This is a genomic window from Parabacteroides gordonii MS-1 = DSM 23371 (assembly GCF_000969825.1).
Classification (GTDB): Bacteria; Bacteroidota; Bacteroidia; order Bacteroidales; family Tannerellaceae; genus Parabacteroides; species Parabacteroides gordonii.
Genome location: NZ_KQ033920.1, coordinates 974345 through 993007 on the forward strand (window position 1 = coordinate 974345; position 18663 = coordinate 993007).

Genomic DNA, 18663 nt, shown 5'->3' on the forward strand with positions numbered 1-18663 from the left:
TAAGAACACTCCAAATCAGTAAGACTCCATGAATAAAACACTATTATTTACGCTTCTATCCATCTTGTCGATCTCCTGTACAAAATATACCGACAAGATATCTGTTACGATAAAACAACCCGTTCTGCCCGTCCTCACCATGAAGGATGCAAATCCGGTATTAAAGATTGAATTGATACGAAATCAGCCGATCGATTATACATTACAATCAATCGCGTTTGCTTTGCAGGGAACAACTAATATCAACGATATTGAAAGTATCGGACTTTATTATGCCGACCCTAAAGGTACTCTTGATAAAGATAAACCTGCAATACTCCCTATTGCAGTATCGGAAACTGTTACTATAAACACTGAGATTCACGTAGAAACAGATACGCTCACCCTCTGGCTTTCCTTCAGACTAAAAGAAAAAATCAACCTCGGCCATCGATTTAATGCCTATTGCTCTGAGTTGCAAACAAGCGAAGGTAAAATAAAAATACCTGAAACAACATCTCACGGACTACGTGCCGGCGTTGCCGTTCGTCAGCATATGCAGGATGGTGTACATACATCCCGCATTCCAGGTTTGGCTACTTCCCGAAAAGGGACCTTACTGGCGATTTATGATGCCCGTTACGAAAACTCACGGGATTTGCAAGGAGATATAGATATCTGCCTGAATCGTAGTACAGACGGTGGACAGACCTGGCAACCCATACAAGTCGTTCTGGATATGAAAGAATGGGGAGGTCTTCCCGAAAAATACAACGGAGTAAGCGATGCCAATATCCTCGTAGATGAAGAAACAGGAGATATATACGTAGCCGGTCTCTGGATGTACGGTGTATTGGATAATGAAACCGGCAAATGGATACCCGGAATGACTAAAGACAGTACCCGTTGGATGCACCAATGGCGTGGTAAAGGCTCTCAACCTGGCTTTGGCGTTAAAGAAACTAGCCAGTTCCTGATCAGCAAAAGCACAGATGATGGCCTGACATGGAGCGAACCGATTAACATCACAGCACAAGCCAAACAAAAAGAATGGTGGCTTTTTGCTCCCGCTCCCGGACATGGCATCACGTTGAAAGACGGAACTCTTATCTTTCCCACTCAGGGACGTGACAAAGAAGGACAATCATTCTCTAACATCACCTGGAGTAAAGACAATGGGAAAACATGGAAGACAAGCAGTCCAGCATTCCATAACACAACGGAATGCATGGCAGTAGAACTATCCGACGGAAGCATTATGCTGAACATGCGTGACAACCGTAACCGGGGCAACAGAGAAGAAAACGGCCGGCGTATCTGCGTCACTTCCGATTTGGGACAAACCTGGACGGAACATCCTACATCCCGGAAAGCACTTATCGAACCGACGTGTATGGCCAGTATCCATAAACATATCTATCATCAGGATAGCAAAGAAAAATCCATACTCCTTTTCGTAAATCCGGAATCCTACTCCGAACGTAATCACATCACTTTAAAAGTAAGTTATGATGATGGTAATACCTGGCCGGAAGAAAAGAAAATATTACTGGACGAATACAATAGCCGTGGATATTCCTGTATCACATCAGTAGATGAAAATACGATCGGTATTCTATACGAAAGCAGTCAGGCCGACATGGTATTCCAACAAGTCAGTCTAAATGAAATAGTACCATAAATTCAACAAAAAGGCAGAGATTATTCATCTCTGCCTTTTTTATAATCAACGAGAACAATCCTTCTAACAGGATTTCCCTGTCATAATATCCAGCACTAGTTTATCCGTTGCCTCCATACCTACGGAGCCGATAGCCGTCAGGTTGGCGATCGACTTGTCCACGTCTTCATCGATAATGCCTTCCACCGGAGTGACTACTTTATTTTCCATTGCCATCAATGCCGAAATCATCGCAGTAGAAACACCGCTCGATACTTTCAGGGCACAACTGGGTTTCGCACCGTCACAGATCATGCCGGTGATATTACCGATCATATTCTTGATTGCATAAGATATCTGTGTCTTGTTCCCTCCCATCAGGTAAGTTATGCCACAACTCGAACCTGTGGCAGCAACAACGCATCCGCACAAAGCCGAAAGACGTCCCAGGCTCTGTTTGATATAGATAACCATCAGGTGGCTGAGCATCAGGGCACGGATCAATTGTTCTTCCGTACATTCAATATCTTCGGCAAAAGAAAGAACCGGAAGCGTAGCGGCAATTCCCTGGTTTCCGCTACCGGAATTACTCATTACGGGGATCATCGCACCATCCATACGGGCATCGCAGGCGGCAGCGGTCATAGCCAGCATGTGGGTATAGGCAGACTCGCCCATATATTTCTTGCCGTACTCGCCCGATACGGTTTTACTTACGGTGTGCCCGTAATGTCCCTGTATGGAAGCTTGTGCAGCTTTCTTGTTCAGATCGGCCGTTTCGAGGATAAAGCGGATTTCGTCTACCGGCATTTCCATGGCAAACTCGTAAACTGTCGAGAAAGAGAGCTTCAGTTCATCCTCCGGACAGATGGCGTCGCAATGCAACTCCTTTCGTTCGTCGGTCAATACTTCGCCGTTTTTCTCTACATATATTATATGTGTATGCTCATGGCAGATAATTACCCGAGATGTTTCCTCTCCGGCTGTACAGATTATTTCGATATATAGTTTGTCTACATTCTCCTTTAAAGCGATATGGATAAGCTTATCTTCAATTATGGCCTTACCGGCTTGCAACGCTTCAGGGGTTATATCGCGAAGCACTTCCAGCCCGTAAGCCGATTTTCCGATCAGGGTTCCAAGAGCAATGGCGATAGGCAGTCCAACCATACCTGTGCCGGGAATTCCCACTCCCATTGCATTCTTCAGTATATTGGCACTAAGTAATACTTCTATTTTCTCAGGTCGGCATCCCAAAACTTCCGCTGCTTTTGCTGCGGCTAAAGCGACCGCCACCGGTTCCGTACAACCGATTGCCGGAATTACTTCCTGATGTATTAATTTAATGATTTGCGTTTGAGTTAATTTATCCATAAAATATAGAGTTTTTTCCTTTAATATCGTCCGGCAAAGGTAACTTATTAATCGATAATTAAGAGCCGAAAATCAAAAATTATATGCTATTTATCGCTATTACCTACAGTTTCCGCCGTAAATATTTCCTCTTCCGTACCATTACCGCGTCCTTCTTCCAGGCGCACACTAAAAACAGCCTGGCCAGTTTGTAATTCCGGGGAAGCATATACCGTGACTTCATAATTGATACATTCATCACGGGAGATACGGGGTATTTTCACCGGATTGGATAATTCCAGATGTTCCCCTTCCTTTATTTTTACGACAGGTATCACATCCAAAGCGTCCTGAAAGCTGTTATTAACTATCACAAACGAGATACGGCAGGTTTCTCCGGCATCGATCTTCCGGTTGCAGGTGATGCTGTCCTCTTCCAAAAGAATATCTTCTATATGCAGGTCGGGTAACAATACGTTCGAGGAAGTATTATATTTGCCCGGGATTCTCCTTTCGACTATCACTTCATCATTCGCAGTGGCAGCGATCGAAGCACCGGCGACACCTCCGACAGCCGTTCCGATGAATGCTCCTATTTCACCACCTCTTTCATCATTAATAGCCTCCCCGATCAATCCGCCGAACAGCCAGCCGACAAATGATCCGACCTGTGCCCCAAAACCAGTCCGGTCTTCGTTACTCATATTCCTTATCGATCCGCAACCCGGCAGGATCAATAAAACGATCATTAAGGATATAATTACCTTTTTCATAATATCACCTATCTTTCTATTCTACACAATCAACGAATAAAATCCTCATGTTTGCCTTTATGACAACGGAAAGGAGAAAAACCCCCATTCAATTCCTTTTTTTTATGTAAGTTTGCGGCCAGTTAAACAAAGAATTAATGACAAATCAAATCCAGACTCCATCTGCAGATCTGCAACGCCAATATGATCTCCTTCAAATGGAGTATGAATATGAGAAAGAGACCTACAGGCAGCAGTCCGAACGGGTGGGCATCCATCGGAAAATACAACAGGGACTTTGCTGGTATCCTGTTGTCCCGGGAAAAAGTTATTACAATTCACTCAACCAACTGGTCATTGAAATTGAACGCAGAGACGACAAGGAGATAGAGCATAATTTTGAATATGGCCGTCCGGTCTGTTTCTTTACAACCAATGGAACAGGCAGTCCGCGTTATCTGAATTTCTCCGGTATCATCAGCTATGTACAGGATGACCGAATGGTTGTCGTTCTTCCAACACCTTCGGCCCTGTTCGATCTGCAAGGTGTGAGCAGTGAGTTGGGCGTTCAGCTCTATTTTGATGAGACAAGCTATAAAACGATGTTCAGTGCACTGTCGGGTGTAATGAAAGCGAAAAATAACCGGTTAGCCCATTTGCGGGATGTATTACTGGGGAAAACGCCTGTCAGTGAAAGGAAGTTGTTTCCCGTTCGTTTTCCCTGGCTGAACGTTACCCAGGAAGAGGCTGTCAATCATGTACTGGCGGCAAAAGAGGTTTCCATCGTGCATGGCCCTCCCGGAACGGGTAAAACGACCACATTGGTGGAAGCGATCTATGAAACATTACACCGGGAAAACCAGGTGATGGTCTGTGCACAAAGTAATACAGCCGTTGACTGGATCTCCGAAAAGCTGGTAGACCGGGGGATCAACGTTCTCCGCATCGGCAACCCGACACGGGTGAACGACAAAATGCTTTCCTTCACCTACGAACGGCGCTTCGAGTCGCATCCCGACTACTCCGAACTCTGGGGTATCCGTAAAGCGATCCGCGAGATACAATCGTCTTTCCGCAAAAAGAGCCATAGCGAAAAGGAAACGGCACGCAACCGTCTTTCCCGCCTGCGTTTCCGGGCAACCGAACTGGAAGTACAGATAGACACCGACCTGTTCAGCGAAGCCCGAGTAATAGCCTGCACATTGGTAGGTTCTGCCAACCGGGTGCTGACAAACCATACATTCACGACTCTTTTTATCGACGAAGCGGCACAGGCACTCGAAGCGGCCTGCTGGATCGCGATCGGCAAAGCAGACCGGGTCATCCTGGCCGGCGACCATCACCAGCTCCCTCCTACTATTAAATGTATAGAGGCGGCACGCGGCGGTCTGGATCGTACGTTGATGCAGAAAGTGGCTGCCAACAAACCGGAAACGGTTTCATTGCTAAAAATACAATACCGGATGCATGAAGATATCATGCGCTTTTCGTCCCACTGGTTTTATCAGGACGAGCTGAAGGCAGCGCCGGAAGTAAGCCAGCGCGGTATCCTGGCATACGACACTCCTGTTGTCTGGTTCGACACGGCCGACTGCGACTTTGAAGAAGACCGGTTGTCCGAAAGTATGAGCCGCATCAATAAGCAGGAAGCAGTTCTATTGGTAGAACAGTTGCAAACCTATATCGAAAAGATCACCAAAGAGCGGGTGCTGGACGAAAGCATCGACTTCGGACTGATCTCGCCTTATAAATCGCAGGTTCAATATATCCGAGGATTGATCAAACGCAACGCGTTCTTTAAGCCGTTCCGTAAACTCATTACCGTCCATACCGTAGACGGCTTTCAGGGACAGGAGCGTGATGTTATCATGATCAGTCTCGTGCGTGCCAACGACCAGGGCAACATCGGATTTCTGAATGACCTGCGTCGCATGAATGTAGCCATCACCCGTGCCCGTATGAAACTGATCATCCTGGGCGATGCTTCCACATTGACAAAGCATGCTTTTTACAGAGAATTATATAAATACATCACAGCCCACGGGCATGTCATTCAAATAAATAACAATATATGAAATATAAGTTACTGGTTCTCGACCTGGACGGAACGCTGACAAACAGCAAAAAAGAGATCACCCCTTATACGCGGGAAGTCCTGATAAAAGCACAGGAACAGGGTCTTCATCTTGTCCTGGCATCCGGACGTCCCACGTATGGTATCGTTCCTCTGACAAAGACATTGGAAATGGAACGGTTCGGGGGATTTATCCTTTCCTTCAATGGCGGGAAAGTGATCGAAGTTAAGACAGGCAAAGTATTCTACGAACAGGCCTTGCCACCGGATATGATGCCACTGTTGTATCAACGTTCGCAGGAAGCCGGGCTGACAATCCTTTCTTACAACGGGAAATATATACTGACCGAGAATGCGGAAGACAAATATGTCAAATACGAGTCGTTCCTCACTAAGATGAAGATAAAGGAAACGGATAATTTCCTCCGCGACCTGCAACTTCCCGCCGACAAATGCCTGATCGTAGGCGAACCGGAAAATTTGGTTCCGCTGGAAGAGAAACTGCGTCAGGAAATGGGGAGCCGTATCAACGTCTATCGCTCGGAAGCTTTTTATCTGGAAGTCGTACCCAAAGGAATAGACAAGGCAGCATCCTTGCAGCGCCTGCTGGAACGCGTATACATAAAACAGGAAGAAGTAATAGCCATAGGCGACGGCTTTAACGACCTCACAATGATACAGTTTGCCGGTCTGGGTGTAGCTATGGCAAACGCCCAACCTCCGGTAAAAGCAAATGCCGACGAGGTAACGACTTATACAAATGATGAGGACGGAGTAGCACATTTCATCGAAGATTTGATGAAAGCGTAAGCGTTAAATGTGTATATTTGTGTTCTAAACAAAAACAGCAAGCCCATGAAGTACAAATTATTGGTTTTAGACGTAGACGGGACATTACTCAACAGCGAAAAAGAGATAACTGCCCGTACCCTTGCTGCCCTACTGAAAGTTCAGCAAATGGGAGTGCATATTGTATTGGCATCCGGCCGACCGACCAATGGGGTCATGCCGCTGGCTAAAGCTTTGGAATTGGATCATTACGGCGGTTTCATCCTCTCGTATAACGGGGGACAGATCATCAACGTTCAAACCGGAGAATTGTTTTTCGAGAAACGTATCAACCCGGAAATGCTGGCTTACCTGGATAAAAAAGCGAAGAAGAACAACTTTGCCATCTTCACTTACCATAAAGACTTTATTCTGACAGACAAACCGGAGAGCCGGCATGTGCAGGAAGAAGCCGCATTGAACAATATGCGGGTGATCGGTGTCGATAACTTCCCGGAAGCTGTCGACTTCAGCCCGTGCAAATGCGTATTGGCCAGCGATGATGAAGCAGAACTGGTCGGATTGGAAAACCATTGGAAGAAACGGCTCAACGGTGTACTGGATGTATATCGCACGGAAGACTTCTTCCTCGAAGTAGTTCCCCAGTTCATCAACAAAGGTAATACGCTGGCTGTTCTGATGGAGAAACTGAAGATCACGACCGAAGAGGTGGTTGCCATCGGTGACGGTATCGCCGACGTTCCTATGCTGCAACTGGCCGGAACCAGTGTTGCGATGGGCAATGCACGCGACTCGGTAAAGGTTTGTGCGGACTTCACAACCCTGACGAATGATATGGACGGGGTTGCCGTTGCTATCGAGACTGCGATCCTTGCCGCTATCAAACCGACGGAAGTTCCGCTGGCTCAGTTGAACATGCGTGCCAAACATGCGTTGATGGGTAATTTAGGTATTCAATATACCTATGCTTCAGAAGACCGTGTGGAAGCGACCATGCCGGTAGACGAACGTACCCGCCAGCCTTTCGGTATCCTGCACGGCGGTGCAACCCTGGCATTGGCAGAGACGGTTGCCGGACTCGGTTCCATGATACTGGCCAAACCGGACGAGATCGTCGTAGGAATGCAGGTTAGCGGCAATCACATGTCGTCGGCGCATGAAGGCGATACGGTGCGTGCCGTCGGAACGATCATCCATAAAGGACGCTCTTCGCATGTATGGAATGTAGATGTGTTTACCTCTACCGACAAATTGGTTTCATCCATACGTGTTGTGAATAGCATATTAAAGAAGAAATGATTTCAGAAGAAACAAGTAAATACAAGGCAATTGACTCACTGATCAGGCAGGGCCGCAGTTTTGCTATCTATCGTATACCGGGGGAAGAAACTCCCCGGTTCGTGATGCAAGCCTCCGGTTCTGCCCGTCTGTTTTATAATATAGAGGATCTGAATGAACAGCAGGGGTTTGTTATTGCCCCCTTCAGGGCAGGCCGGGAATGTCCGATCGTACTGATCAGGCCGGATTATTCCGAGTTGCCCGATAGCAGTAAAAAGGAATTCATCCCAATGGATTTGGAATTTCATCCGAATGAAACTGAAAACGCATCCGAACGAAAGACAAAAGACAACTATATCCATTGCTTCGATACTTTCATAAAACCTTTGCAGGAGAAAACGCTGGACAAACTGGTTCTTTCACGCAGTCTGACACTCGACCGGGAAGATGGCTTTTCTCCTGCAAAGGCTTTCTACAAAGCCTGCAAGCAATATATCCGTTCCTATGTATATCTCTGCCACACACCGCATACAGGTACATGGCTGGGAAGCACACCTGAAATCATCCTCTCCGGAGAAAAAGGGGAATGGCACACCGTTGCCCTGGCCGGTACACAGCCACTGCAAAATGGCGAATTACCTGTACATTGGAGCAATAAGAATAAAAGGGAACAGTTATTAGTATCCAATTACATACACGATCAACTCAGTTCATTAGGTATCGACTCAGCAATGGAAGGCCCTTATCCGGCACGCGCCGGGGCTTTATGTCATCTGAAAAGCGATTTCCGGTTCCGTCTCGGAGAAAGTAATAAACTGGGGAATCTGCTTAATCTATTACATCCTACTCCAGCCGTATGCGGACTTCCTAAAGAAGAAGCCCATCGTTTTATCCTGGCCAACGAAGGATATGATCGCCGTTATTATTCCGGCTTTATCGGTTGGTTGAATCCGGAAGGCAGAACAGATCTGTACGTAAACCTGCGTTGCATGAACATCAATGCCAAGACGCTGATACTGTATGCCGGTGGTGGCTTGCTTTCTTCTTCAGAGTTGAGTGACGAATGGCAGGAAACGGAAGATAAATTACAGACGATGCGGGCATTGTTGTAAAACAAAATTTGTGATAGTCCAAATATTGATCGTGGGATGTATCAGCTATTGAAGTAGCCGATACGTCCCACAATTAGTTTTAGATCAACGCGGATTCTGCACCATATTCGGATTAGCATCGATCTCCGTTTGGGGAATAGGTAACGCGACCCTCAGATCAGATGGAGTAATGACTGCTGCTCCGGCAACGGAAGGCAAATGCCATCCACCGGTACGAGTCACCGGCAAATCATTCCTCATGGCATCAAAAAAGGCATGTCCCTCTCCTACCAATTCCTTACGGCGTTCTTTCAGAATACGCTCCAGGCTCAGTTCAGATGCCTGCACCGATTTCGCTGGATTGGCACGGCTCACGATAGCATTAAGGCAATCCAGGGAGAAGGCCAGATTCTCTGCTCCACCCAATTTAAAGGCTGCCTCAGCAGCATTCAGGTAGACTTCGGAGAGACGAACGACACAGATATCATTATCCTGTGGATTTTCGCCCGTTTTGCCCGGATACTTGTTCAGATACTTAGGATGACCAGTAGAACCTTCGGGTAATATATCTTCTTCCGGTTTCTGCGGTAGACGATTCAATATATGACGCACATCGTCCGGATCTTCTCCCAGCAGATCGAGGAATGCCTTCGTGAGCACAAGATTATTCCAGTCCTTCACATTATCGGCATACACCATCGGAGCTCCCTCACCGCCTGTTCCACCATCCGGTTCGGAAAGGGTATAATAAAACTCAAAGAGCGACTCCGAATTAAAATCTTTTCCCCATACAGTGGGATATTCTTCGTGTGTGAATAGTTTATACAACCCTCCGTTATTTATTACTTCCTTAGCCAGTGCGAGTGCCTTTTCATTATTATTCATATAAAGATAAATACGCGATAGCAATGCTTTCACACTCCAGACATTGAGAAAGCCGTCTTTCTTATCGGTAGAGAGGGCGGAAAGGTTCAGTGCTTCCGTCATATCATCTATCGCCTGGCCGTAGCATTCGGCCACCGTATTGCGGGCAGGCTGATGAGTGGGTAATGTTGTTTTAATTTCGATAGCCACACCCAAAGAAGCACCGTTATCCAGAGTATAAGGCATACCGAACAGACGGGTAAGATCGAACAGGGCGAGCCCGCGCAAAGCAAGCGCCTCAGCTTTGATACAGTCGAGTGCTGCGGTATTATCCGTAGTTACCTCACCCGATTCGATCCTTTCCAGCAGACTGTTTGCCTGATGGATCACGTTATAAGGCTGGTTCCATACACGGGTGATGTTCAGGGCATCATCCGCCGTGACATTGAACTCATAATAGGGTGACACACGTTTGCCGGGCCCTTTACTGATACGTGCCTGTACATCTTCGCCACGGCAGTCGGCATAGTAGAGATAATTATCCCCATAGTAACTATGTGAAGCGGCAATACGATAGATACCGTTCAAAGCGATCTGAGCCTCTTCAAGCGTGCGGATAGCCTGCGAAGTAGTTACCGAAGTAGACGGATCCAGGTTCAACCAATCGCCGGAGCAGGAAGTGCAAAGAAGCGATGTGGCGGCAAACAAATATATAAATGTATGTTTCATATTCGAATAGTTTATAATAAATAAATCAGAAAGTTATCTCAACCCCAAAATTGAAGGTACGCATAGCGGGTGCTTCACAGAACACTTCACCATTAACCGGAACTTCCGGATCATATTGGTTCCATTTGGCCCACGTGAGCAGATTGGTACCGGAGAAATAAATACGTGCATTTTCTATCAGCGCCTTTTGTGTCCACTGCCCCGGCAGTGTAAAGCCCAATGTCAGGTTTTTGAGACGGATATGATCGGTACTGTGGATATAACGGGATGAGTTTTGCGGGCCGGCTCCCTGTTCCAGTACGAAGCGGGGCACATCGGTTATATCTCCCGGTTTCTGCCAACGGTCGAGGGCATATACGGGCAGGTTGTATGATTTTTCCTTACTACCGTCTGTCTCTATCAGAGTGCCAGCCTTATCAAAAGAATAACCACCCAATGAGTAGGTGAACGTAAGTCCCAGGTCAAACCATTTATAAGAAAGTATGTTGGTAAAACCTCCTGCAATCTTCGGATCGGCAGACTTATACGGAATGGCTTGTGCTTTAGATGCATCGTCAGTCTTTTCTTTATTATAATTGCCTTGCTCGTCCTGTGTATTGAGATAGTAGAGAGCTTTTCCGGTCTGCGTATCTACTCCGGCAAACTCTTTCACGTAGAAGCTGTTGTAAGGAAGGCCTACTTTATGGATAAACCAGGAGCCCTCGATTGATTGCTTCATATCGCCATCCAACGTTACGATCTTATTGCGATTGTGGGTCAGGTTCAGCACGGATGTCCAGTTAAAGTCAGGACTGGCAAAGTTGATCGTTCTCAATTCTAACTCCACACCTTTGTTGTTAAGCTGACCGATATTCGCCAGATAGTTCAGGAAACCGGTAGTAGCACTGATAGGACGGTTGTAAAGCAGGTCTTTGGTATCGCGATTATAGTATTCGAGCGTCACAAAAATACGGTTGATGAAAGCCAGGTCGATACCAAGATTCAGATTGTAGTTCTTTTCCCACTTCAACCCGGGATTGGCCTGGGCAGACTCATACGAACCTGCTGCTCCCATATAGTTCTGTCCGTAACTGTACAGCCCCATATATCCGTAAAGAGCTCCCGGCTGATTACCATTAACGCCATAAGAGGCACGTATCTTCACATCGTTCAACACCGGTTTCACTGCATGCATAAAAGACTCATTACTCAGATGCCACATACCGGAGACAGACCAGAAATCTCCCCATCGACTTTCCGGAGCCAGACGGGAACTGCCATCGCGGCGGTAACTGCCCGCAATATAATAACGGTCGTCATAATCATAATTCAAACGCGAAAGATAGGAGATCATCCTGTATGCCTGGGTAGAAGAAGCAAAGCTTTTCAGCACAGCTGCATTATCCGGTTCGAGCAACACATCCGAAGGTAATTTAGCTTTTTCTCCCATTGCCTTATCACTCTGATAACTTTCCAATTCATAGGCTGCCAATACATCGAGGTGGTGTTTGGTGGCAAAGGTACGGACAAAGTTGATAGAGGTAGATGAAAGAAACTTACCATATTCGGTAAATCCTTTTGAAGTCTGGGCATCACTTCCGCTCTTTGGCCCTGCTCCGCTAAGAGGGTTCAGATAACGGGAATCTTTCTGCACCGTGTAATCATAGCTCAACGTTTCTTTGAGTTTCAGTCCTTTAATAATATCAACTGAGGCATATCCGGTAGAGAACATACGCGTCATACGACTACGGTTATAGTCGGTACGGATATCGCGAAGCGGATTCACATTAGTACCGGGATAAGAGCCCACATAATTGCCTGAAGCGTCGCGTACCGGCATGGAAGGTGTGGCAGATACAGCGACACAGAGAAAAGGATTGATATTGGAGCCACGCTCTTCATTCATTTCCTGACTCATCTGGGTAAACATCATATTACCTCCTATTTCTGCACGGCTACCTACTTTCTGCGTCACATTCAGACGGGCCGAATAACGATCCAGACTGGAGTTTTCGACCAATCCCTCCTGACGGTTGAAACCAAGAGAAGAATAAAAAGTAGTACGCTCGTTACCCCCGGAAGCCGATACCTCATAATTTTGATTATGAGCCGTACGAAGCAATTCTTTCCGCCAGTCGGTATATCCCAGTTCGGGTATCCCCGCATACATGTCGATATTGGCTTTGGCATATTCGTCAGGAGACTCCATGCCCTTGTCTATAGCCGAGTTATACAGGCCTTCATAAATCATCTCACGGCGCTGATCTCCATTTAATGTAGGGCGGAAGTTGACAGCCGCATCAGAGAAACCGCCACTGGCACTCAAAGTGACTCTTGTACGCCCCACGGTACCTTTTTTCGTTGTGATCAAAATCACGCCATTAGCAGCACGCGAACCATAAAGAGAAGCGGCAGCAGCATCCTTTATCACCGTAATATTTTCGATATCGGCAGGATTAAGCGTGCTCATCACATTCGTTTTGGCGTTATTCATATAAGCGGCATCGGCACCCGTACCGGCACCCATACTACCGGATGTGACAGGTACGCCATCAATGACAAATAATGGTTCGTTGGAAGCATTGAAAGAACCCATACCACGGATACGAATACTCTGGTTAGCTCCCGGTTGACCGGAACCGGATGTTATATTCACTCCCGTAGTCATGCCTTGCAACTTCTGCTCTACAGAAAGTACAGGTACGTTTTTCAACATATCGGCCCGCAGGGTATTGGCAGAGCCGGTAAAAGATGATTTCGAGAAGTTTCCATATCCGGTGACCACCACTTCCTCCAAATTCTGTGATTCAGGGGTTAGCACCACATTCAAAACACCATTCTTAGGTACTTTTACCTCGGCTGTTTTCATTCCTACATAAGATACAACAAGGATCTTATCGGATGCTTCTACATCCAGTACGAAACGACCGTCTATATCCGTCACCACTCCCCGCTCCGCGACTCCTTTTACAGAAACGGTAGCACCAATAAGAGGTAGTTTATCATCCGATGAGGTTACTATACCTTTTATTTCCAATTGCTGTGCCTGCATATGTATACTGCACAGACACGCCAGTACAAACAATACAAATCTAAATTTTTTCATTAATCAATTATTATTAAATACTAATACCAGTTTGTACTTTATATGCCAATAATTGTACCCTAAAAGCGTCCGAGGAGTAAATTAAATCTAAATAGCGGTGAATAAATGCATTAATCATTCAAGGAAAACTAAGAAAAATAAAACGGTATGTAGAATTTCCACACAGATATGTAGAACTATTCTACATATTGATCATATCCGACCCGATTCTCCGTCAATTGAAAAATTATATCTACTTTTGCAAGTCAACCTAAGGAAGAACAGAATATGTACACCGATAAAAAAAACATTCTCCAATTAGTAGCTCTGCTCAAGGAGCATAATATCAATAAAATCGTATTATGTCCGGGAAGTCGCAATTCGCCTATCGTACATACGTTGGCTAATCATCCGTTCTTCACCTGCTATTCGGTGACCGACGAACGGAGTGCCGGCTTCTTTGCAATGGGACTGGCTCTGCACGGGGGAAAACCGGCGGCCGTCTGTTGCACCTCAGGTACAGCCCTGCTGAACATCCATCCGGCCGTAGCGGAAGCCTATTACCAGCATGTCCCCCTTATCGTGATATCTGCCGACCGACCGGGAGCCTGGATCGGGCAAATGGATGGCCAGACCTTACCGCAACCGGGTGTATTCGGTTCACTGGTAAAGAAATCGGTCAACCTGCCGGAGATACATACGGATGAAGATGAGTGGTACTGCAACCGCCTGGTCAATGAGGCGTTGCTGGAACTCAACCATCACGGAAAAGGCCCGGTACATATCAATGTCCCGATCTCCGAGCCGCTATTCCAGTTCACGACACCCGAATTGCCGAAGGTACGCGTCATTACCCGTTATCAGGGACTGAATATATACGACCGGGAATACAATACACTGATCGAACGGCTGAACGGCTATAATAAACGGATGATGGTGGTCGGACAAATGAGCCTGATCTATCTGTTTGAAAAGAAGATATCCAAACTACTCTACAAACATTTCGCCTGGCTGACCGAACATACGGGAAACAAAACGATCCCCGGTATCCCTGTAAAGAACTTCGATGCGGCAATTTATGCATTACCAAAAGAGACGCTCGACAAGATGGTTCCCGAACTGGTCATCACCTATGGGGGACATATCGTTTCCAAGCGCCTGAAGAAATTCCTCCGCGAGAACCCGCCTAAAGAGCATTGGCATGTATCGGCGGATGGCGAAGTGGCCGATCTGTACGGCTCAATGACTACCGTTATCGAGATGGATCCGTTCGAGTTCCTCGAAAAGATCGCTTATCTGCTGGAGAATAAAACAACCGAGTTTCCACGCGTATGGGAAAACAATACCAGGAATTTACCCGAACCGGAGTTCGCTTATTCGGAAATGGCGGCTATCGGTGCACTGATAAAATCGTTGCCAACTCCGTCTGCCTTACATCTGGCCAATAGCTCGACTGTTCGTTATGCGCAGTTGTTCACTTTGCCGGAAGAGGTAGAAGTGTGCTGTAACCGGGGAACCAGCGGGATTGAAGGTTCTCTCTCCACAGCTATCGGTTATGCCGTAGCATCCGATAAGCTGAATTTTGTAGCTATAGGTGACCTTAGTTTCTTCTATGACATGAATGCGATCTGGAACAGCAATTACGGTTGTAACCTGCGTATCCTGCTGCTGAACAATGGTGGTGGTGAGATCTTCCAGGCTTTGCCCGGTTTGTCTATGTCGGGAAAGACGCACCGTTTTGTCACCGCCACGCATAAAACATCGGCACAAGGCTGGGCTACCGAACGCGGTTTCCTTTATCAGGGTGTACACGACGGGAAAGAACTTGAAGAGTCAATGAAGATATTTACGGATCCCAACCCCATCAACCAACCGGTACTGATGGAAGTTTTCACAGATAAAGACGAAGATGTTCGTCTATTGAAAGAGTATTATCATCAATTAAAGCAAAAATAATATGTCAACTACAAGAGAATGGACAACTATAAAGGAATATGAAGATATTCTATTCGATTTTTATAAAGGAATTGCCCGCATCACGATTAATCGCGAACGTTATCGCAACGCCTTCACTCCTACCACTACAACAGAAATGAGCGATGCTCTTTATATCTGCCGCGAACGGCCGGATATCTGCGTAATCGTATTGACAGGAGCTGGCGATACAGCCTTCTGTGCAGGCGGCGATATGAATGTGAAAGGACATGGCGGTTATATCGGTAAAGACGGCGTTGCACGCTTGAATGTACTGGATGTACAAAAGCAGATCCGGTCGATGCCGAAACCGGTCATTGCAGCCGTGAACGGGTTTGCTATCGGCGGCGGCCATGTGCTGCATGTGGTTTGCGACCTGACAATTGCTTCCGAGAATGCGATCTTCGGACAGACCGGCCCCCGCGTGGGTAGCTTCGACGCCGGCTTCGGTTCCTCTTACCTGGCTCGTATCGTCGGTCAGAAGAAAGCACGTGAGATATGGTTCCTTTGCCGCAAATACAATGCGCAGGAAGCACTCGATATGGGACTGGTTAATAAAGTGGTTCCTTTAGATAAGCTGGAAGACGAATACGTGGAATGGTCTGAAACCATGATGATGCACAGTCCGCTTGCCCTGCGTATGATCAAAGCCGGATTGAATGCCGAACTGGATGGCCAGGCAGGTATCCAGGAACTGGCAGGCGACGCAACAATGCTTTATTACATGACAGACGAAGCACAGGAAGGCGGTAAAGCATTCCTCGAAAAACGCCGCCCACGGTTTGAAGATTATCCTAAATTCCCGTAATCAGTGTGACAGTTGACAGATCACAGTTGACAGTTAAATAACCGGAACCTGTATCTGTCAACTGTCAACTATCAACTGTCAACTGCTATGTCTTATCATATACAAATTATACCGAAAGTATTACATTTCAAACAACCTGCCGGAACCTCCCGCGGAACCTATACCACACGGAATAGCTGGTATCTGGTTCTGACTTCCGATGAAGCACCCGAACGATATGGTATTGGCGAGTGTGCCCCCTTACCCAAACTAAGTTGCGATGATGTGCCGGACTATGAACGTTTGTTGGCAGAGATTTGTCGCCAGACCAAGAGTAAAGGCAAGCCAGATACCGAACTTCTTCGTCCTTATCCTTCCATCCAGTTCGGCTTGGAAACAGCTTTCAGGCATTTCCATGCAGGTAACTACGCTTTATGGGATACTCCTTTCTCACGAGGTGAAGCCGGTATTCCTATTAACGGCCTGATCTGGATGGGCGAGTATAAAAAGATGCTGGAGCAGATCGAAGCCAAAATGCAATCAGGATTCCGCTGTATCAAATTAAAGATCGGGGCGATTAACTTTGAGGAAGAATTAGCTTTATTGAAACATATCCGTGCACATTTCTCCGCCAAAGAAATCGAACTCCGCGTAGATGCAAACGGAGCTTTTTCTCCTACTGACGCATTAGATAAACTGCACCGGCTGGCCGAATTAGACCTGCATTCCATCGAACAGCCTATCCGTGCCGGGCAATGGGAAGAAATGGCACGACTTACGGCTGAAACACCGTTATCGATTGCTTTAGATGAAGAATTGATCGGATGTAATACCTTACAGGGTAAGAAAGAGCTTCTATCTGCCATCCGTCCGCAATATATTATACTGAAACCTTCCTTGCATGGTGGCATAAGTGGCGGACAGGAATGGATCGATGAAGCTGAAAGACAAAAGATCGGTTGGTGGATCACTTCGGCCTTAGAGTCGAATATCGGACTAAACGCTATTGCACAATGGTGCGCAACATTTAATAATCCACTACCGCAAGGGCTTGGCACAGGGGCTTTGTTTACGGATAATGTAGAAATGCCGCTTAGTATACGAAAAGATTGTCTTTGGTACGATCCGAAGAGTAACTCATTCCCCTCTCGAGAGGGGACAGAGGGTGTGTTACATTTCACAACAGATCGAAGTAAGCAGCAATTGCAGCTAGAGGATGGAACGGTTTGTACGGCCGGAAATATTCAGGATTTGATAGCCAAACTCCCCACCGATACACCGGAGATACTTCGGGATTTATATCATTTCCTGGCAGACTTGTTTAGCGAATCACCCTATATTACCGTACACACTTCCGGCTCAACCGGAACCCCGAAAGAGTTTACCGTCCGTAAGGAACAGATGATGCAAAGTGCCCTACTGACCTGTTCATTCCTTCGTTTACGAAAAGGAGACAATGCGTTGCTGTGTATGCCTTTACAGTATATCGCAGGTAAGATGGTCGTTGTACGGGCATTGGTTGCCGGACTGAATCTTATCCTGCGGACACCTTCGGGACATCCGTTGGCAGATGTGACGGTACCGCTCCGCTTTGCGGCCATGATCCCTTTGCAGGTGTATAATACTCTCCGGGTGGCAGAAGAGAAAGAGCGTCTTTGCCGGACAGAAATACTAATCATAGGCGGTGGAGCTATCAATAAAGAACTGGAAGACGAGATACGACAACTACCGAATGAGATCTATTCCACTTATGGCATGACAGAAACACTGTCTCACATCGCCCTGCGTAAATTGAACGGCTCGGATGCGTCACCGGCTTACACGCCTTTCTCTTCCGTAAAGCTCTCTTTATCACCGGAAGAAACACTGGTCATCCAAGCACCGTTGGTTTGCGATGAGACCCTGGTAACAAACGACATAGCGCAAATACACCCGGACGGCACATTCACCATCCTGGGAAGAAAAGATAATATCATCAACACCGGTGGTATAAAAGTTCAAATTGAATGCGTAGAAGAAATACTACGTTCAATTATTTCTGTTACCTTTGCGATAACGGCCGTTCCACATCCCGGATTAGGAGAAGCCATCGTGCTACTGGTGGAAAAGACGACAGACCCGGAAAGGCTTTCGGATAAGATAGCCTCTCTCCTGCCTAAATACCAACAGCCTAAATACATCCGGCAAGTAGACGCCATCCCACTCACCGGCAGTGGTAAAACAGACCGGAAAGCCTGTCGTTTATTGGCGGCAAAGCTAATCTGATTAT

12 protein-coding genes and 1 pseudogene are annotated in these 18663 nt (G+C 46.7%); 9 read left to right on the forward strand and 4 right to left on the reverse strand.

What is annotated here, in order from left to right; translation table 11 throughout:
• Positions 1-28 precede the first annotated feature (28 nt).
• Complete coding sequence (locus HMPREF1536_RS21065) at positions 29-1660, forward strand: sialidase family protein (RefSeq protein ID WP_028729183.1); 1632 nt, start codon at positions 29-31, stop codon at positions 1658-1660.
• A gap of 63 nt (positions 1661-1723) precedes the next feature.
• Here the strand turns inward: HMPREF1536_RS21065 and HMPREF1536_RS21070 are convergent, their stop codons facing one another.
• Both HMPREF1536_RS21070 and HMPREF1536_RS21075 read right to left on the reverse strand, forming a co-directional pair.
• Positions 1724-3013: an L-cysteine desulfidase family protein gene (locus tag HMPREF1536_RS21070; protein WP_028729182.1), complete on the reverse strand. Its 1290-nt coding sequence runs from the start codon at positions 3011-3013 to the stop codon at positions 1724-1726.
• 86 nt (positions 3014-3099) lie between these two features.
• Positions 3100-3765, reverse strand: a complete 666-nt coding sequence (locus tag HMPREF1536_RS21075) for a glycine zipper family protein (protein WP_028729181.1) — start codon at positions 3763-3765, stop codon at positions 3100-3102.
• A gap of 137 nt (positions 3766-3902) precedes the next feature.
• Between HMPREF1536_RS21075 and HMPREF1536_RS21080 the strand changes: the two genes are divergently transcribed.
• The 4 genes from HMPREF1536_RS21080 to HMPREF1536_RS21095 are packed head-to-tail and all read left to right on the forward strand — an operon-like array spanning position 3903 to position 8997.
• The gene (locus tag HMPREF1536_RS21080; RefSeq protein ID WP_028729180.1) at positions 3903-5819 is read left to right on the forward strand and encodes an AAA domain-containing protein; all 1917 of its coding nucleotides are present in this window, start codon (positions 3903-3905) and stop codon (positions 5817-5819) included.
• Positions 5816-6628 carry a Cof-type HAD-IIB family hydrolase gene (locus HMPREF1536_RS21085; RefSeq protein ID WP_028729179.1) on the forward strand — a complete coding sequence of 271 codons (813 nt, stop codon included), beginning with the start codon at positions 5816-5818 and terminating at the stop codon, positions 6626-6628. The genes HMPREF1536_RS21080 and HMPREF1536_RS21085 overlap by 4 nt, the downstream gene beginning before the upstream one ends.
• A gap of 45 nt (positions 6629-6673) precedes the next feature.
• The gene (locus tag HMPREF1536_RS21090) at positions 6674-7906 is read left to right on the forward strand and encodes a Cof-type HAD-IIB family hydrolase (RefSeq protein ID WP_028729178.1); all 1233 of its coding nucleotides are present in this window, start codon (positions 6674-6676) and stop codon (positions 7904-7906) included.
• Positions 7903-8997 carry an isochorismate synthase gene (locus HMPREF1536_RS21095; protein ID WP_028729177.1) on the forward strand — a complete coding sequence of 365 codons (1095 nt, stop codon included), beginning with the start codon at positions 7903-7905 and terminating at the stop codon, positions 8995-8997. Before HMPREF1536_RS21090 ends, HMPREF1536_RS21095 begins: the two co-directional genes overlap by 4 nt.
• A gap of 84 nt (positions 8998-9081) precedes the next feature.
• On the opposite strand, the gene HMPREF1536_RS21100 is transcribed toward HMPREF1536_RS21095, so the two are convergent.
• Entirely contained in the window at positions 9082-10569 is a 1488-nt protein-coding gene (locus tag HMPREF1536_RS21100) for a RagB/SusD family nutrient uptake outer membrane protein (RefSeq protein ID WP_028729176.1), read from the reverse strand.
• A 25-nt stretch (positions 10570-10594) separates the two neighbouring features.
• Positions 10595-13654: a SusC/RagA family TonB-linked outer membrane protein gene (locus tag HMPREF1536_RS21105; RefSeq protein ID WP_028729175.1), complete on the reverse strand. Its 3060-nt coding sequence runs from the start codon at positions 13652-13654 to the stop codon at positions 10595-10597.
• Positions 13655-13921: 267 nt separating this feature from the next.
• Between HMPREF1536_RS21105 and menD the strand changes: the two genes are divergently transcribed.
• From menD to HMPREF1536_RS28280, 4 genes and pseudogenes are all read left to right on the forward strand, one after another.
• The gene (gene menD, locus HMPREF1536_RS21110; RefSeq protein ID WP_028729174.1) at positions 13922-15589 is read left to right on the forward strand and encodes a 2-succinyl-5-enolpyruvyl-6-hydroxy-3-cyclohexene-1-carboxylic-acid synthase; all 1668 of its coding nucleotides are present in this window, start codon (positions 13922-13924) and stop codon (positions 15587-15589) included.
• Between the two features lies 1 nt (position 15590).
• Entirely contained in the window at positions 15591-16415 is an 825-nt protein-coding gene (gene menB / locus HMPREF1536_RS21115; RefSeq protein ID WP_028729173.1) for a 1,4-dihydroxy-2-naphthoyl-CoA synthase, read from the forward strand.
• Positions 16416-16502: 87 nt separating this feature from the next.
• Positions 16503-17516: pseudogene (locus HMPREF1536_RS28275) on the forward strand (o-succinylbenzoate synthase); the annotation flags it as partial.
• A 45-nt stretch (positions 17517-17561) separates the two neighbouring features.
• Positions 17562-18659 (forward strand): AMP-binding protein, encoded by a 1098-nt coding sequence (locus HMPREF1536_RS28280; RefSeq protein WP_225608089.1) that lies wholly within the window; start codon positions 17562-17564, stop codon positions 18657-18659.
• Positions 18660-18663 lie beyond the last annotated feature (4 nt).

Bases quoted from the DNA above. Each gene is read 5' to 3' on its own strand.
- HMPREF1536_RS21065 (WP_028729183.1), top strand. From the start codon at position 29: ATGAATAAAACACTATTATTTACGCTTCTATCCATCTTGTCGATCTCC.
- HMPREF1536_RS21070 (WP_028729182.1), bottom strand. From the start codon at position 3,013: ATGGATAAATTAACTCAAACGCAAATCATTAAATTAATACATCAGGAA.
- HMPREF1536_RS21075 (WP_028729181.1), bottom strand. From the start codon at position 3,765: ATGAAAAAGGTAATTATATCCTTAATGATCGTTTTATTGATCCTGCCG.
- HMPREF1536_RS21080 (WP_028729180.1), top strand. From the start codon at position 3,903: ATGACAAATCAAATCCAGACTCCATCTGCAGATCTGCAACGCCAATAT.
- HMPREF1536_RS21085 (WP_028729179.1), top strand. From the start codon at position 5,816: ATGAAATATAAGTTACTGGTTCTCGACCTGGACGGAACGCTGACAAAC.
- HMPREF1536_RS21090 (WP_028729178.1), top strand. From the start codon at position 6,674: ATGAAGTACAAATTATTGGTTTTAGACGTAGACGGGACATTACTCAAC.
- HMPREF1536_RS21095 (WP_028729177.1), top strand. From the start codon at position 7,903: ATGATTTCAGAAGAAACAAGTAAATACAAGGCAATTGACTCACTGATC.
- HMPREF1536_RS21100 (WP_028729176.1), bottom strand. From the start codon at position 10,569: ATGAAACATACATTTATATATTTGTTTGCCGCCACATCGCTTCTTTGC.
- HMPREF1536_RS21105 (WP_028729175.1), bottom strand. From the start codon at position 13,654: ATGAAAAAATTTAGATTTGTATTGTTTGTACTGGCGTGTCTGTGCAGT.
- menD (WP_028729174.1), top strand. From the start codon at position 13,922: ATGTACACCGATAAAAAAAACATTCTCCAATTAGTAGCTCTGCTCAAG.
- menB (WP_028729173.1), top strand. From the start codon at position 15,591: ATGTCAACTACAAGAGAATGGACAACTATAAAGGAATATGAAGATATT.